Annotated in this window: 15 protein-coding genes; 12 read left to right on the top strand and 3 right to left on the bottom strand. The window is 37.2% G+C overall.

Going from position 1 to position 16715, the window contains the following annotated elements:
* Window positions 1-9: 9 nt before the first annotated feature.
* From WH188_RS11875 to WH188_RS11845, 7 genes are all read left to right on the top strand, one after another.
* Entirely contained in the window at window positions 10-1128 is a 1119-nt protein-coding gene (locus WH188_RS11875; protein ID WP_339424038.1) for a cytochrome-c peroxidase, read from the top strand.
* Between the two features lie 1115 nt (window positions 1129-2243).
* The gene (locus WH188_RS11870; protein WP_168127733.1) at window positions 2244-2900 is read left to right on the top strand and encodes a hypothetical protein; all 657 of its coding nucleotides are present in this window, start codon (window positions 2244-2246) and stop codon (window positions 2898-2900) included.
* A 202-nt stretch (window positions 2901-3102) separates the two neighbouring features.
* A complete protein-coding gene (locus tag WH188_RS11865; RefSeq protein ID WP_132769689.1) occupies window positions 3103-4071 on the top strand; it encodes a hypothetical protein in 969 nt (322 codons plus the stop codon).
* Between the two features lie 22 nt (window positions 4072-4093).
* Window positions 4094-4705: a hypothetical protein gene (locus WH188_RS11860; RefSeq protein ID WP_339424037.1), complete on the top strand. Its 612-nt coding sequence runs from the start codon at window positions 4094-4096 to the stop codon at window positions 4703-4705.
* A 43-nt stretch (window positions 4706-4748) separates the two neighbouring features.
* Window positions 4749-6737, top strand: a complete 1989-nt coding sequence (locus tag WH188_RS11855) for an ATP-binding protein (protein ID WP_339424036.1) — start codon at window positions 4749-4751, stop codon at window positions 6735-6737.
* A 1-nt stretch (window position 6738) separates the two neighbouring features.
* A complete protein-coding gene (locus WH188_RS11850; protein WP_339424035.1) occupies window positions 6739-7350 on the top strand; it encodes a response regulator transcription factor in 612 nt (203 codons plus the stop codon).
* 554 nt (window positions 7351-7904) lie between these two features.
* Entirely contained in the window at window positions 7905-9122 is a 1218-nt protein-coding gene (locus WH188_RS11845) for an enolase C-terminal domain-like protein (protein ID WP_339424034.1), read from the top strand.
* Between the two features lie 362 nt (window positions 9123-9484).
* Here the strand turns inward: WH188_RS11845 and WH188_RS11840 are convergent, their stop codons facing one another.
* Window positions 9485-9733 (bottom strand): hypothetical protein, encoded by a 249-nt coding sequence (locus WH188_RS11840; protein WP_021190102.1) that lies wholly within the window; start codon window positions 9731-9733, stop codon window positions 9485-9487.
* A gap of 305 nt (window positions 9734-10038) precedes the next feature.
* The gene (locus WH188_RS11835; protein WP_132769699.1) at window positions 10039-11277 is read right to left on the bottom strand and encodes a phage integrase SAM-like domain-containing protein; all 1239 of its coding nucleotides are present in this window, start codon (window positions 11275-11277) and stop codon (window positions 10039-10041) included.
* A 327-nt stretch (window positions 11278-11604) separates the two neighbouring features.
* Between WH188_RS11835 and WH188_RS11830 the strand changes: the two genes are divergently transcribed.
* From WH188_RS11830 to WH188_RS11815, 4 genes are all read left to right on the top strand, one after another.
* Window positions 11605-11787, top strand: coding sequence for a hypothetical protein (locus WH188_RS11830; RefSeq protein ID WP_339424033.1), 183 nt, complete (start codon window positions 11605-11607; stop codon window positions 11785-11787).
* Window positions 11788-11856: 69 nt separating this feature from the next.
* A complete protein-coding gene (locus tag WH188_RS11825) occupies window positions 11857-12240 on the top strand; it encodes a response regulator (protein WP_339424032.1) in 384 nt (127 codons plus the stop codon).
* Window positions 12241-12293: 53 nt separating this feature from the next.
* Window positions 12294-12731, top strand: coding sequence for a hypothetical protein (locus WH188_RS11820; RefSeq protein ID WP_339424031.1), 438 nt, complete (start codon window positions 12294-12296; stop codon window positions 12729-12731).
* 101 nt (window positions 12732-12832) lie between these two features.
* A complete protein-coding gene (locus WH188_RS11815) occupies window positions 12833-14002 on the top strand; it encodes a hypothetical protein (RefSeq protein WP_339424030.1) in 1170 nt (389 codons plus the stop codon).
* Window positions 14003-14191: 189 nt separating this feature from the next.
* On the opposite strand, the gene WH188_RS11810 is transcribed toward WH188_RS11815, so the two are convergent.
* A complete protein-coding gene (locus WH188_RS11810) occupies window positions 14192-15289 on the bottom strand; it encodes a sensor histidine kinase (RefSeq protein ID WP_339424029.1) in 1098 nt (365 codons plus the stop codon).
* Between the two features lie 446 nt (window positions 15290-15735).
* Between WH188_RS11810 and WH188_RS11805 the strand changes: the two genes are divergently transcribed.
* Window positions 15736-16416, top strand: a complete 681-nt coding sequence (locus tag WH188_RS11805) for a 2'-5' RNA ligase family protein (protein WP_339424028.1) — start codon at window positions 15736-15738, stop codon at window positions 16414-16416.
* Window positions 16417-16715: the final 299 nt, after the last annotated feature.

The following is a 16715-nucleotide window of genomic DNA, read 5'->3' as shown; positions in this document are numbered from 1 at the left end:
GAGAGAGAAATGAAAAAAAGTATTATAATAAGTCTATTGACATTGGGCGTTGTATTATCCTCCTTTGTATATTCACACCAGGAGGAGCTACGTCATTCTTACGCACGTCCAGTGCATGAATGGCCTAGTCCGACAATTGATCCAGGCGTAAAGTGGGCTGAATTCAAGTCACTCCCAAAAATTGATTCGAATTATTTTTCATTAATGGAGCGCCCTGATGTCAAACTGGGCAAGTTATTATTTTTTGATCCCATCCTATCAGGGAGCAACCAAATATCATGCAGCAGTTGTCATAATCCGCAAACTTCTTGGGCAGATAAATTGACAGTCTCGATCGGCAATGATCATCTTGAAGGAAAGCGGAACACCATTTCATTATTAAATGTCTATGCCCGTAAGGCGCTATTTTGGGATGGCAGGGCCGGCTCTCTGGAAGAGCAGGCTTTAGGTCCTATTGAGGCTATTCATGAGATGAATATGGATCTCACCCAACTTATCCCCAAACTGAAAGCTATTCCGGCCTACAACAAACTTTTTAAAGCCGCATTTGACGAAGAGGATTATTCGATGCCTGAAGTTTTGAAGGCTCTGGCTGCATTTCAACGTACACTAACCAGCAGAAGAAGCCGTTTTGACGAATTTTTAGATGGGAACTATAAGGTATTGACCGATCAGGAGATTCGTGGGTTGCACCTCTTTCGAACAAAAGCTCGCTGCATGAACTGTCACAGTGGACAGTTTTTTACGGACAACCTATACCACAATATCGGTCTTACTTATTACAAACGGAAATTTGAGGATCTGGGTCGTTATGAAGTCACCAAAGACCCCAACGATATCGGCCGTTTTCAAACCCCTTCGCTTCGTGATATTATGAATACAGATCCGTGGATGCATAATGGATTATTTTGGAACATGACAGGGTTGTTGAATTTGTACAACAGCGGTATGCAGATGAATTCAGCCACTGCTGAGCAAAAAGCGAAAGATCCGCTTTACCCGGTTACTGATCTACTGATGCAACCACTCCAGCTGAGTAAATCAGAAATCAAAGATATTGAAGCTTTTTTACATGCTATTACAGCCACCAGTTATCGTATGCGTCGTCCAGAAAGCCTACCGAGATAAGTGATAGCATCATATTACAGTCGTTTTTTTGATCATTAATAATAAGCTCAGCTTAACAATATGGTATACATTTAAAGAATAGAATTGCAACTGATAGCATCGTAAAATAGCTAAAAAGGACTTCAAAAATTTGAAGTCCTTTTTACTAAAAAAAACCTTGGCAGGTTAATTTTATCTCACCTCATCACACAAATCTTACTTAATATCCTTTAGAATTTCATCGCTTATTTTTCTATTCATAAGAACCTATTCAAGTCAAACACATCAGCATCTAAAATAAGCGTACTCAAATTAGTTTCTTCCTAATGGAGAAACCGGAAGCTCATTTGTCCAGCAATTTTTCCTTGTATCTTGTATATGTCGAACTTCACCAAAAACAACATTAATGCTTTATTATCTCAAATAAAATTTGTCCAGCTTTTATATTGATAGATGTTTTTTGCCCTTGTTTTGTTTTATTCTTACAGTAGATATACGAGCTATTCTCCGCATCATGTAAATTGATACTGATCATGAAGAATTTTAATAATTAATGATACAAATTGAAAATGTACTGAAACAAATACGTTATAATGATTTTTATAGTTTGATATATCTTTCAAAAAATACGATAAGCCTGTAAAAGGCATATCCCATCGTAGTTAAGAAAACCCTCATATAGACTCAGATGTGCTTTGATCATTGGAGTGGGTATGCTTCTGCTTGTATTGCTAGCTCATTTCGTTTTGCGATGTGTGGATAAACCGATCAGGAAGCGGTTGAGTCAGGGTAAAAATAATCGCATAAGAATTATTGGTTAGTTAATTAAAAATAAACCAAATATGAAAAGAGACTTTTAGATGTACATCTTACCAATATCGAAGGTCTTGGTTTTACAAACTGGAGAAAACTGATGCCCGAATTGAAGAAATTGGGTGTGAAGACATCGACTCACGCATGGGGATCTTTAGTCAAGACATACTAATTAAAATATTTTAAAGTTTTTTAAAGACCTCCAAGCTTTATGGAAATAATTCTAGCAAACGATATCCCATATTGAAAATCCTTGTTTTCGTGGATTGACCAGTAATCACACAGACATTAAATTTGTTAGAGTAAAAGATAAAAACGCACGTATGAAGAAACTGGTGGTTATTTTATATCGAGGATGCCTATTGATGTTAGGACTATGTTTACATCTAAGCTGTGGCAAAGACACAGGTAATGACAGGGATGCGGGTCAAAATGATTTCATCAGCGCCATGCAAGACGAAGCTTACTTGGGCGATGCCAAATCCACCCTGCAGGTTGGGGGAAGCGATGCTTTACCCTCGCTCTCCGGTACTTCTTCCCTAAATGTTGATAAAATATATGGAGATAGTGTTACGGTAGCAGTGATCGTTAATTTACCTAAGGGTGATGGCTTTACACTCGGCATACCCGGAAAACAGCAAGGAAAGAATTGGAATGCCACCTTTAAAGGTGGCAAATTTTCCATCAAAGAAAACGGTAAAATGGAAGGTAAAGTTTCCGATGGTAACAAGGAATTTACCTGGGATGGGTATCTTTCTAACGACAGTGCTATTCTAACCATTCGCATGAAATATCTGATTGCAGACGGCAATATACCAGCTTCTTCGATTCTGACGACAAAAATGACTTTAAACAGGGCTCAAAGCGACACACAGGATAATATGACTAACTGCAATAATGTGTTATGGGAGACACGACCGGTATTCAACTTATATAATGGAGGAGTTGATTTAATCCGGGTGCCTATATGCCACTCCTAAATAAATAAGTAAAGCTGAAACCATCATGATTTATTCAAATCAAGTAAAACGAGTTCATGAATATCACTAAAAAAAGAATTGTGCATGAATAATCACATATGGAAATGAGTAAATCTTGGTAGCTATATCACAACTGAAGCCACTGAAGGCAGCACGAATGCCTTGAAGAGAAAATCGACTAATGAATAAAAAAAATAAAAGGATGAAAAAGACAAATTTATTACTGATAGTGGTATATCTGGTGCTGCTAACTGCCTGTTCAAAGGATAATAACGGGCCAGATGGTGGTGACAATGGCTACCCGTCCGCGTTAAAAGGAACAATATATTACGACTGGGCAACCGAGGGAATCCTCAAAGTGAGTTTACCCGATGCGGTGGGATCCACCTTTATTCCCGATAACTCCAAACTCAACAACTTCGACATTTCAAGAGATGGCAGATACAAACTTACGGTCGTGAGTGAGCAAACGTTGGGCAAATACCCCATACGCTTTACCCTAAGTGACATAACGAACGGCAGCATAGTTGAGGAATTTGTATACCAGAGCCCGGGACTGAATGCGTACTGTAAGGGATATCTTTCGCCCGACAATAGTCATATTGTTGTGCTTTCGAACGATAAGGCAGACGGTATCACGATTCTAAAACGAAATGGCGACTTCGTGGTCCGTATTTACAACATCAACGGGGAGGAGCTGGGTTTTAATGACCAGCGTTTATGGCTGCCTGGCAACGCGCTTTTGATAACGCATAACAACTATATCATACGCTTGGCCCCACCCTATACATCCGGAACTTTGCTGAAAGAGATGAAATATGACGACTGGGGCGACGTGGCAGTCAATCCCGCAGGCAACCAACTCGCTGTGCGCATTGCAAACCATGTGTATACCATGGATATGGATGGGACAAACCTGAAAAAGGTGACCACCAGCAATTTTAAAGAATCCGTACCCGAGTTTTCGCCCGATGGAAAACACCTACTCGTAGGCACTGAATACAGGCAGACCGGACCCTTTGGCTGGATGTGGTCGCTAAAGATTATCCCCAATGATGGCAAAGAGTATAATGTGGATCCAATTGCGCCAAACACAACCGGTGTCATACCCGTGGTCCTAAAAGGCAAAGACAGGATTGAAACGGCAGGTGGACAGATGATCTGGCGCTAATGTATAACGTAATGAGAAAACGATGAAAACGATACATTCAACATTGCTTCTGGCATTTATGTTATTGCTAACAGGCTGTGCAAAAGAGAATAATGAACAGGAGGCAAACCAAAATTTCAACGAAATCTTTGGAGGCACCCCATTTAAAGGCACGGCCACAGGCATACGTTCCCAAAATGGGGCTGATGATTACACCTGGAAAGGTGAAGGTCGGATTGCATTGATTGAAGCCACGGCAGACTCCGTGTCGATGGTATTTATGGCCGATTTTGGTGATCTGGGAGAAATGAATTTTAAAGTGCGCGGCAAATACGATCGCTCTACATACCGAATGGACACAACAGATCCAAGCATTTTCTTTCGCATTATCGACGAAAACATCACGGGTGCGATCAAGAATACGCAGCAAGAGATGTCATTCGAAGGATCCCTAAAAAAGGAAACGGCTAGCATGACCATGCGCGTGAATTTTAAAGCAGAAAATGGTCCCTTCCCTAGCGGATCGTCGCTCAAACTCACTTTTGATACGCGCCGGACGATCGCTGATGACGACAACGGTGACGGGTGCGAGATGCGCCTGGTACCGATATGGAGCCCATCAGGAGTAACAATGGGTATGGTTCCAGATTGTTAATATGATGATTAATCTGTAATTTCAAAAAACGATCAATTAAATAATGTACAAAATCCTGTTACTTTTTGCGTATTTCTTACTTTCCATTGGTAATACATCTGCACAGTCACCAGAGCAATTGACGCAATATAGCGATAGTCTGTACAGGCAGTTGCAGCAGATCGAAGACACCGAAGAAAAAGCATTGGCATTGTTGGATCTGAGCTTCTTTTGGTCCGATTACAATACAGAAAAAGCATTACACTACGTTTCCGCTAGCAGAAAATTGCTGGGTGATAAAGCCAATACGGACTATTACCAAGGACTGCTGAGTTTCTATCTCGGAGCTATCCAGTTTGACGTCGATCTTGCGCAAGCAAAGAAACTCTACATGCAGGCCGAAAACTTCCTCAAGGGTGATATACCCACGAAAAGCAAAATTTCTGCGACACATTACCGAGCCCGTTTGTGGGGAAGCTATGGTGCACTTTTACAACGTGAAGGAAAAGCGCACGAGTATGTGCAGGTGCTGATCGACAAAGTTATTCCCATGGCCAAGAGCATTAAAGACTCTACCCTTTGGGGCAATAATCTTCAGAATGTCGCGATGGCTTTGATGAATCTACAGGAATACAGTAAAGCCGAGCAATATTACAACAATGCCTTGACCTTACTGCACGACAGGAATGCTGCGGCCGAGCAACGCTTTACCCTCTTTGTTAATGCAGCACGCAACGCGTTGCTCAATAATAAATATACACATTCCCGAATCTTTTTAGACAGTGCTTCCCATACCTCAAAATCAGTATCAGCTTCTTCCTACCTTCCAACCTATTACAGCGTAGAAGGAAGCTATTGGGAAAAACAACGAGATTTCGACCTTGCCCATATTTATTTCGAAAAAGCACTGGTGGGCGCAAAAGAGCAGCATAACAGCGATATGGTTGCCTCTATACTATTCAGCCAATCCGCGGCATTTCAAACAGCAAACAAGCCCGCATCAGCGATGAAGAAACTGCGTGAAGTGCTTCCCTACATCGAAAAAAATCCTTCGTTGAAGAATAAAGAAATGGTTTATTATAATCTAGCAACTACTGCGGTACAGCTAGGAGCCTATCAGGAGGCTGTAAAATGGTTTGAAAAACATAAAATTGTACTCGATACCCTTCTTGCAGATAAAGGCACGGCGCTCACGCTGGAACTGGAAAAGAAATATCAGACCAGTGAGAAAGAAAATGAACTCCTCCGCGTAAAAGCAGCCCATCAGCAGCAACAGCTTAAAATGCAGCGCACACGCCTGTTTGCCGGCATTTTCCTGCTCACATCAATTATACTAGGCATGCTCAGTCTCATTTGGTACATATCGTCCAGAAACAGAAAAAAACTAGCGTCACAACGGGAAAAACTTAACCTCTTCAATGCCATGGTTCAAGGACAAGAGCGAGAACGCAGCCGTATAGCACGCGATCTACATGACGGTCTAGGTGGTATGCTAGCCAGCGTAAAGCTCAAATTGTCAGCTGTTGCAAATAGAGAGGCGAAAGTACAGCCACAAACAGATTCAGCAATGGATTTATATACAATTATCAATCAAATGGACGATTCGGTGAATGAACTTCGACGAATAGCCCGAAATATGATGCCCGAGTCTTTATTATACATGGGACTGGAGTTATCCCTACGCGATCTATGCAATGCGATGAATCAACCGCAACTAAAGATAGATTTTCAAGCCACTAACTTGCAGTCAGATTACCCCCAGTCTTTTCTGATTGCTGTATATCGTATCGTGCAGGAACTGCTCACCAATGCGTTAAAACACAGCGGTGCAACCCAGATCTGGGTGCAATGTTCGGACGCAGATCATTATTTTTATATCACCGTCGAAGATAACGGCAAGGGATTTGATCCGTCTATGCAGGACTCCAAACAGGGAGGAATAGGATTATCTAATATCCGTAACCGAGTAGATATTTTAAATGGCCACTTAGAAATTGATGCTGCCATAGGTAAAGGCGCATCATTTCACATTCAATTTGAACTAATCAAATAATATGCTTTCAGTAATTATCATCGATGATCATCCACTCGTACTCAATGGCTTCGAGTTTATCTTGAAAAACACTTCGACAATCAAACTACGCGGTTCATTTAACAGCGCGGAAGACGCTTTCGAATTTTTAGCAGCCGAAGCCGTAGATGTGGTTCTTATGGACATCAATATGCCCGAGATGAATGGTATCGATGCAACAGAAATCATCAAAAAAAAATATCCAGAGACCCAGATCATTGCGATCAGCAACCACAACGAAGAAAGCATCGCATTACGTATGTTAAAAGCCGGAGCAATGGGATATCTGCTAAAAAATGTATCTACCGACGAATTGATCGAAGGAATAAAGGCTGTGGTAAGGGGCGAGCAGGTGCTAAGCAAGGAGATGAGCTTTATCTTAAGCAATAAGAAAGACCACATACCATCCGTTAGCCAACGCGAGCGCGAGGTACTCAAGCTGATGGCCCAGGGGCATACTACAGCAAAAATCGGCGAACAGATGTTCATCAGTCCATTAACAGTCGAGAGCCATCGCCGAAATTTGCTACAGAAATTTGGGGTAGTCAATACAGCCTCCTTAATTCATAAAGCCACAGAGATGAAGTTCATCTAGATAACAGCAGTTTTAGATGATTGGGATGTACAGATGATGTTTTCCTGTAAAAAGATATAGAGTAATTTCTCATGACCGAAGGGGTCATGGAAGATCCCACCAAACCTGTAAGGGAAATGATATGGACACTTACACAGCAGTAAAAAAGCTAGCTTCTTTAGGTTTAATATATTAAGACCATTAACAAATTTGAATTATTTCTGACTTTATCAATACTCCTCCCAGAATACATTAATGAAAAATCATATATGTCTTTTAAATAATAATGATACGATTTGGAAATCGATTGAAACAAATGTGCTATAATGATTTTTATATTTTGATGTAACTTTCAAAAAATACGATGATACTTTAATTCAATCGTTTATCGTATTAAAAAGAACTGATAAACTTAAATGGTTCTGGTCATTGCTTGAGGTATGGTACTGCTTTTATTGCTAGCCCATTTCGTTTTGCGATGTCTCGATGAAGCAATCAGGAAGCGGTTGAGTGAGGGTAAAAATAATCGTATAAGAATTATTGGTTAGTTAATTAAAATCAAAAATAAACCAAATATGAAAAGAAGAACATTTTTACAGGCTTTAAACGTAGGCATGGCTTCTGCAACACTTTATAATGGAGCAGGACATGCCATGACGCTGACCTCTCTCCTAGACAATAAATCGCAGGATAAAGAATTGTCCTATCATCGGATCCAGGAAATCAAATATTCCACTGTTCAGATGAAATATCCCCGACTTGTCGGAAAAAATGCACGCCTTGACCTCCATGGATATGGCCCCAATGTCGAGATCTGCTGTATTACAACAGACAAAGGCGCGATGGGATGGGCCTCACTCCGCGGATCAAGAAGAGATGCAGAGCAGATCGCAAAAGAACTACTGGGTAAAAAAGTATCCGATATTTTTGCATCTGATATCGGAACTTTAGAAGCTAGACATATCCCTTTTGACATGGCTCTCCATGATCTCGCGGGTATTATACTGCAGAAACCAGTTTATCACCTACTTGGTCGAAAAACACCGTATCTAACCGATTACTATAGTGGTATGATCTACTTTGATGATCTCGAGCCCTCGGAAAAGCCTGCAGGTATCGACCGTATACTCGAAGAATGTCGGTATGATTACGAAGTAGGATATCGACAGTTTAAACTCAAAATCGGTAGAGGTTATAAATGGATGCCCTATAAAGAAGGCCTACAGCGTGATATCGATGTTACCAATGCCGTCGCAAAAGCCTTTCCAGATTGCGGTATTTTAGTGGATGGCAACAACGGTTTCTCCGTTGACCAATTCATCCAGTATCTCGAAGGAATTCCTTCAGTAAAGCTATTCTGGATCGAAGAACCCTTCCATGAAACCGTTGCTGATTATCAAAAATTGAGAAGTTATATAAAAAAAACAGGCAGAATTACCTTATTGGCAGATGGTGAAGCCGATCCGGATCCAAAGCTTTTACAAGAGCTTTTTGAAAAGAAACTTTTAGATGTACATCTTACCGATATCGAAGGTCTCGGTTTTACAAACTGGAGAAAGCTGATGTCCGAATTGAAGAAATTGAGTGTGCAGGCATCGCCTCACGCATGGGGATCTTTACTTAAGACATACTATACGGCACATCTCACAGGCGGACTAGGTAACACGGTCACTATTGAAGGAGTAACGAGCACGTCAGATGATGTTGATCTTTCGGGATATAAGATAAAAAATGGTCAATTGGTTCCTCCCTCTACTGCGGGTTTTGGCATGCCTCTCCTGAAAAAGATTTAAGAAAAATGGTGATGACTTTTAAATAAATAAGTGATCTTTCCCTGTAACGATCCCCCTCATCACCGTAATGTGGGGGATAATAGTTTTATCTCTAATGTAAGATAATAGTACAGCCGATTTGCACATGAGATCAATATGGACAGATCTGTATATATGCCTATACTTCTAAAACAGAATAGGATGATATAGGAACAGATTGAAAACATCACGATTCGTTGACAATTTAAAAGAATATAACAATAACATAAGATGTGAACTAGCTTTAATTCCCTTAGAATATACAAATAAAAAAGCCGATAGGATTTCTCCTAATCGGCTCTCATATTAAATAAGTATATTTTTCGTTTTTTTGCTTCTCAATCCTAATCTGGCAAAGTAACCTTTCCTATAAAAGGGTATTCCTCTACGGTATCAATTGCTTCCGAAATCTGGTAGCACAGCTGATAGGTATCCTGAAGGTTTTCCGAAAATTGAAAAAACTGATCTTTTTTTACTTTTTCAAAGATCCAGATCGGATCCAAAGGATTTGAATTGTACTTCGTAATAATTGCAGTATATCCATTTTTTTGAGCTTCTACAAGTCTCTCTTTTGTAATATTTGCTAATTCCATATTAAACTAATGTACAAAAAATAATTTTAAGCATTTTACCAAAAGTGGACAAAAAACACTTAAAAATCACCAAAATCATCGGTTTACATCCAAAAAAGCATCTTTTTAGGCTAAAAAAAATAAAATTCCCAATGTAACAAAAGGTCTAACCTACTAACCAACTCACCTTCTAGCTTTCTAACCTTGCAATTACTAAATACTGCTATCTAAATACTACAATCCAAATACTATGAAGTAACAAGTGACCAGTAACGGAGTCACACAAAGTTTAACCAGCTCACCATCTAACTTTCTAACCTAAACACTTATGCGACTAAAAATTTATCTTTATATGATTTTTCAAAATATTGCCCTAAAGACCGAGTTCTTTCGGTGTCAATTGTAGAAATATACCTATGAAACATCTGTTCAGTCGTATGTCCGGTAGCTTCCATCAACAAAGAAGTCGGGATCTTACCGTAAAAATTTGAAGCGAAGCTTCTACGTCCGATATGGCTGGCAATAGCTTCCCATTTTTGCACGAGCATTTCAATTGATCTAAATCCCAATCTTTTCCGGACCTTAACAAGATTGTTTATCCCCACCAATTTAACCACCTCTTTAATCTGGCAATTGTATTTATGGGCGGAAAGTTTTTCAGGAAAAATATTAGCATTTTGAGCCAAAATATTCAATGCGGCGGGGTGTAAAGGCAATAAAATCTCCTTTTGCGTCTTTTGTTGCACAAAGGACATACAAGGTTTTCCATGTATAATTTCCATATTCTCCATATTGAAATTCATAAAATCAGAAACACGCTGACCGGTATAACAACTGATAATAAGCCAATCTTTTGCTGCCTTCAGATCTTCCGGAACCTCAGTTCTTTTGATCCTGATTAATTCATCCTCATTCAGCGTGACAAATAAGTTTGATTTCTTCTCCCTCGGAAGTTCAAGTTCATAAACATACGTACGAACACCTCTCTTTTCCAGAAAATTAAGAATAGTCCTAACAAAATAGATGGTGCGATGAATGGTACTTTTATTATATGCTTCAAAATCTCCAAATTCTAGAAATTCTTTTACAAAAGAAGCATTAACCTCGGGCAAAAGAAGATGCCTCTTTCGATTACCTTCAAAACGTTCAAGCAAATGTAGAAAAACCATATAACGTTTTGATGTAGAGGAAGAAATTAAATGCAATCGGCTATTTATGTAGGACTCTATATGCTCTAACAAACTATCTTTTGGATAGCCAATTTTTGAGCTTGAGCTATATTTCTTTATAATCTGCTGCAACCTATTTGGAGAAAGTTGCATCGTATTTTTAATATTTTCTAAATATTCAGCTATAGCAATTTTCAGATTGTCCAGCTTATTATTCAATTTTTTAAATTTCTTTAAATAGATGTTTTTAGGTCTTTGCTTCTCCTCATCCCACATGGACGGACATATTTTTAGTGGAGTCTTCAGTAGATGTTCTTTCTGAAACTCATCAAAAATTCTAATAAAAATCGTGGCTGTTGGGTTGGGCGTCTGCAGGGTAAAATCAAAATTAATCATTGAACTATATCGTTATTTATCTGTGAATAAAGATAATACCATATTCGCAGAAGTCCAATTCAGACTACATTCACCTTATTCAAAGGTACTAATTTTTTCCTAGTAAAATAATAAATACTGTATTTTTTTCTTAGGTAATGGAAAATTATACAATCCCCGCTAAATACTCAAATTTTAGAAATTAAACTTCCTCTAATACATAGCTCCAAAATATGATAAAAAATATTTTCACCTGCAAACCAAGTGATTACATATAAATAGCAGTCTGAATTGGACTATTAATTTGCTCCATTTTAGATATTGTTAATAACCTAAAGCGCACCAACGATGAACGAGAAAAGATTACAAAAAGAACTATATGTAGCTCCAAAAATAGAATGGATATTAATTGAAATGGAAAGTTGCTTCAGCTTTTGTCTAGAAAAATTATCCTACGAGGATAAAGCCGAAATAAAGAGTTCGTTAGTAACGAATAAAACAGGAAAGATTGACCAAAAACACAAAAATTAAATAAAATATTGAAATTCAAAACCATAAAACACGACAAACTAAATCCAAGTTTCCATATTGATAAAAATTATGGTTAAAAAAATTAAGATTGCATTTGCGGACGACAGTATCCTGCAGCGCACTATTATAAGAGCCATCGTCGCCCAGAACAATATTTTTGATCTGTTATATAATTGCAGCAATGGCCAAGAGCTAGTTGATCAACTGGAAGCTTGTACCGAATTACCTCAAGTATGCATTATTGATCTACATATGCCTTTGATGGATGGGATAGAAACAGCTAACAGGATTAGAGAAAAATTTCCTTCCATTAAGCTATTTGGCTACACGAGCTCAATTAAGGATTCTGAAATAGAGATATTCCATAAAAGCGGAGTACAATTGATATTCAATAAGACCAATTTTAATATTGTGTTACAGGAAATACATCGTTTCTTCACGACAAACAGTTAGTAAGTGATAGAAATAGAACCTTTAAAGAGATAATTTTCTAATCTGAATAAATAATGAATAAAACCTTCCGGATATCTTTAGGGATATTTTTCTACCTGATTACACTAGGCATACCAGAAACTAGGGCTCAATCTGTCTCTGCGACTATAAAAATCGATCTCAAGTCTTTTTTATCCATAGCTCTATCCGAAAAGAAGGAGGGAAACCTTAGTGTACAACAGCAAAACTATACTCGATTAGAAATAACTTCTATAGGTCCTTATCAATTGGAGATTAGAAGCAGTAACGACCAGGAGCTGAGCAGTATATCTATTCCAGAAATATCAGATAATTCACTCACAATGATTACAGTTCGACGATGTTCATCCGCAATAGATCAAAATGCTTACTCAACTAACACGATATCCAAAATCGGAGGAACGTTTAACATAGGTATTGTTGAACATAGAGCGGCAGAAAAACCTTTAATTATTTCGGTTACTCCGCTGTGATTTTTTAAAGAATGAGACAGACAAAATTGTAAGCGGGTCTTCATTCAATGCAACATTTAATGCAAATTTTAAAACACCATAGATTTAATTATTACATTCAAATGGAAAAAAATCAAGAAGAATTATGCAATTTAACTGATTTCTGTGTCTTTATAAATAAGCTTCTAAATGCGCTATTTTATGATCAATCGATCATCAACCGAAAGATGCAGGATGTTGAAGCTATTATACAAAATGAAAACATAAAGTTAACCGGTAAAGCCTTTTTCAAGATAATACATACACTCGGATTAGATCTATCCCTTATATGTCAACATTTTTTTAAAGATATGCCTATCATCCGATTGAAATATCCGGAATATGAAATTAAAAAACTATCTGATTTATTTTTTAACACTCATATAGCTATAAGTCCATCAACAAATGTAGAAGAATCACCATTGAGCGAAATATTTAATAAAAATTACGACCATCTTCTAGCATATGAAGTATATGCGTTAGCTATTGTCGTTGGAATAGAAACACATATTCTTTTTGATTATCTATATGGCAATAAAAAGAAGAGGTTAATATTAAGATTTGAAATTATCGATGATGGAATGAATTGTAAAGAGAAGGTCAATTCACTTCCTGAACACGAAATAATTCCAGTAGAATTACCTGTCCAGAAGTTTATTCGTAAGAAAAATATATCCAGAGAACAAAAAGGACAGCTGTACAGTATCCTTGACTATATGATCAACTATACAGATTTTTTTCTCACAGATCGTACTGCCGTAGAAATTACAAAGGAAATTGAAAATAATTATCAGCATTTTAAATCTCCCTTACATATCAATAACTTAATGAATAAATTTGTGGGAAAAGAACTGACTAGGTTCAAAATAAATACGATTAAAACAGACGGAGAGATCTCTAAAAAAGAAAAATTCATCTATAGCAAAGCCTCTAAAAAACCTGAGGCGATAAACGAAGTTGTTCGTTATATTAAACCTGAGGATCGGTCACGAGTAGTCAAGTTTAATAATTATAAGAATAATAGACTAAAAATTGATAAAGAAAAAGAAAAGGCAGAAATGGATGCAGTAGATAAATTATATGACATCATTGCGAATAATCCTGGTCAACCATTGTCTTTTTATTTAACGATATCGAATATAAAAGTACGTACCCTTGAATTCCAACTGCAAAAACTGATGGATGCAGGTAGAATAGCATATCGCGACACGAATAAACCCGCCTCCTACTGGCCCATTAGCAGGACTGACTGAAACCATTTGCACAGTAATAAGTAAAGTCTAACCAATTCAATTTCTAGCTTTCTAACCTTTTAACTATCTAACCTTACCCAGTAACAAGTGACCAGTAACGGAGTAACATAAAGTCTAACCTTCTCACTTTCTAACCTTTTAACTTTCTAACCAATTAACTACCTAACCTCCTCACTTTCTAACCTTTTCCTAGCAATCCTCAACACTTTGCGGAAAAAATAATCGAACAACCGTTCCTTTTCCTATAGCACTTGAAAGGTTAATAGTGCCACCCATAAATTCCATTAGATCTTTTACCAATGATAATCCAATTCCTGACCCTACTATATGTGAAAAATTGGTACCCCGAACTTCCATGAGTAATACTTTGGTTAATTCATCTTCAGGAATACCAATTCCATTATCCTCAAAAATGTAGACAATACCTTGATCTGTCTCTTCACTATCAATATGCAGATATGCCCCTTTACTATTGGCAAATTTCACAGCATTACCAATCAGGTTAACAAAAATCTGATATACCGCACCACTGTCTGCATTCAAAGAATATAGATGTCCCAACTGAAATTCGATGTGTTGTTCTGGAAAATTCAGCTTCACTTCATTAATCCATTCTCCGATCCTTTTATCGATCTCGACACAATCAGCCATATTTTTTGAACCACGTACTTTATTGAGCTGCAAAGTCTGGTTGATGATGGATTCAATATTCTGTATGGATTCAGAGAAGTTTTTATACCATCGTTTAGCCACCTGAACAGAAAGATCTTCATTTTTAAGCAGAAAATCATTTCCCATCTTTAAAACAGATAATGGATTTTTCAGATCGTGCGATAAGGTACTGGCCAAACGGTCCAATTTATAACTTAAAGAAAGCTCCTCGCGCTGTCTTTCCATTTTATTATTAGCCAATTTTCTTTCGGTCACATCACTTGCCGTGTGCAATATAGCGTAAGTCTGTCCCTTCTCATCAAGTATCGCTTTATACTCAAAGTCGAAATAACGTTTGATTTTTCTGTCTCCCACCACAATATTGGCGGCGACTTCCGTGGCATTATAAGTAATGCCGGTCTTCCAGACATTTTTAAGAATAGAACAAAACCCTTCCTGTACAAAATTTGGAAAACAGGCGCATAAGGTTCTTCCAATGATGGACTCATCAGCACACCAGATATCCAGCATACCCTGATTAGCATAAGCGATATTCAGATCACCGTTATTATAAATAGCGGTTGCTTGAGGGGAATCATTAAGAATTGCTAATATTAAACTATCATGAGCGATCATGGATACACTTATAAGATTAAGTAAAAGTTGAAAGCATGGTAAACAAATATATGCTTTGCATTTGCTAAATATAGTAACAATTTCATTTTAATGCGTGACATATCACTGATAAAAAACGAATTTTCACGTATACCGACAAAAGTACAGCGATCTATTTTATATAAAATAAAAACAGTCGTATTTTAAGGAAGAATTATGTAAGAATTTCAGTAGCAAAAAATTGGCTTTTAGCTAAAAAATTAAATATAGTTTATAAAAACGTCGCTCATCATTGATGAGCCTTAATTTAAACCTATATAACGATTTTTTGGATTAAATACTACGGCTAATCTGCTTTGAGACTTTTCATTTCCTATACTTAGATACCATTTGTTGTTCACAATATTATAAAAAAAACCATCAAAACGGCTATCTTAGAGTAGCATTTACAAATTTACATCTTACACATGAACCTAACCAATCACTATAATAACATGTATCATACTGCTATAACGAAAATCCGCAGTGGGGAAATATCGACTGATAGCTTAATTCATGATATAGATGATACCCGACGGGGTCTGACGGTTATTATTAGACCTAGTGAAAATATCAAAGAAAAAATTCATTCTTTTCAAGAACGTATGCGTCATATTGATAACACTCCGTATTATCAACCAGTCACAGATATGCATATTACTGTTTTATCAATTATCTCATGCACCCAAGACTTTAAATTAAATCAGATAGATATATCAAAATATATACAAATAATCAAAGAAAGTTTACATCGTATTTCCGATATAAGCTTACATTTTAAAGGAGTTACAGCATCTCAGGAGGCTATACTTATTCAAGGATTTCCGATTAATAATCAATTGGAAAATTTAAGGAGCCAATTACGAGATAATTTTAATAGCTCACAACTTAGACAAAGCATAGACACTAGGTATATGTTATCTACAGCTCATATCACCACAGCACGTTTCCAAACAACATTAAAAGAGCCTGAAAAATTTTCAGATTTATTAGATTATTATAGAAATGCTGATTTTGGTTGTTTAAAAGCAAGTACAATAGAATTTGTATACAACGACTGGTATCAGAAAAAACATATTGTGAAACAGCTTTTTACAGTTAAGTTGTAAAGGTTACGCCTATATTTTTTGAATAGCTATTTAATGTCGTAAACAATTAATTTCCTTTCTGTACAGAAAGATGAAATGGAACGATATAAGGAGAAGAATAATATAATAAGAATTTATCCATCTTTTCTACGTCATTTTTATTTCAAGATTAAATATGGTTTGATTTTTGTATTTAACAGACGCAATCTTTTCCTACCCATGCATGCACATGTAGCGCTATCTGAATAAGATCGCAAATAATATGCTGTGTGGTTCGAAAAGCAAATAATTTCTTTTGTTATATCATTTTATATCAAAAA

It is taken from the genome of Sphingobacterium sp. MYb388, from assembly GCF_037479535.1.
Lineage (GTDB): Bacteria > Bacteroidota > Bacteroidia > Sphingobacteriales > Sphingobacteriaceae > Sphingobacterium > Sphingobacterium anhuiense.
Note: the sequence above shows the minus strand (reverse complement) of the source record. Positions and strands in the feature narration are given on the sequence as shown.

Bases quoted from the DNA above. Each gene is read 5' to 3' on its own strand.
- WH188_RS11875 (WP_339424038.1), top strand. From the start codon at position 10: ATGAAAAAAAGTATTATAATAAGTCTATTGACATTGGGCGTTGTATTA.
- WH188_RS11870 (WP_168127733.1), top strand. From the start codon at position 2,244: ATGAAGAAACTGGTGGTTATTTTATATCGAGGATGCCTATTGATGTTA.
- WH188_RS11865 (WP_132769689.1), top strand. From the start codon at position 3,103: ATGAAAAAGACAAATTTATTACTGATAGTGGTATATCTGGTGCTGCTA.
- WH188_RS11860 (WP_339424037.1), top strand. From the start codon at position 4,094: ATGAAAACGATACATTCAACATTGCTTCTGGCATTTATGTTATTGCTA.
- WH188_RS11855 (WP_339424036.1), top strand. From the start codon at position 4,749: ATGTACAAAATCCTGTTACTTTTTGCGTATTTCTTACTTTCCATTGGT.
- WH188_RS11850 (WP_339424035.1), top strand. From the start codon at position 6,739: ATGCTTTCAGTAATTATCATCGATGATCATCCACTCGTACTCAATGGC.
- WH188_RS11845 (WP_339424034.1), top strand. From the start codon at position 7,905: ATGAAAAGAAGAACATTTTTACAGGCTTTAAACGTAGGCATGGCTTCT.
- WH188_RS11840 (WP_021190102.1), bottom strand. From the start codon at position 9,733: ATGGAATTAGCAAATATTACAAAAGAGAGACTTGTAGAAGCTCAAAAA.
- WH188_RS11835 (WP_132769699.1), bottom strand. From the start codon at position 11,277: ATGATTAATTTTGATTTTACCCTGCAGACGCCCAACCCAACAGCCACG.
- WH188_RS11830 (WP_339424033.1), top strand. From the start codon at position 11,605: ATGAACGAGAAAAGATTACAAAAAGAACTATATGTAGCTCCAAAAATA.
- WH188_RS11825 (WP_339424032.1), top strand. From the start codon at position 11,857: ATGGTTAAAAAAATTAAGATTGCATTTGCGGACGACAGTATCCTGCAG.
- WH188_RS11820 (WP_339424031.1), top strand. From the start codon at position 12,294: ATGAATAAAACCTTCCGGATATCTTTAGGGATATTTTTCTACCTGATT.
- WH188_RS11815 (WP_339424030.1), top strand. From the start codon at position 12,833: ATGGAAAAAAATCAAGAAGAATTATGCAATTTAACTGATTTCTGTGTC.
- WH188_RS11810 (WP_339424029.1), bottom strand. From the start codon at position 15,289: ATGATCGCTCATGATAGTTTAATATTAGCAATTCTTAATGATTCCCCT.
- WH188_RS11805 (WP_339424028.1), top strand. From the start codon at position 15,736: ATGAACCTAACCAATCACTATAATAACATGTATCATACTGCTATAACG.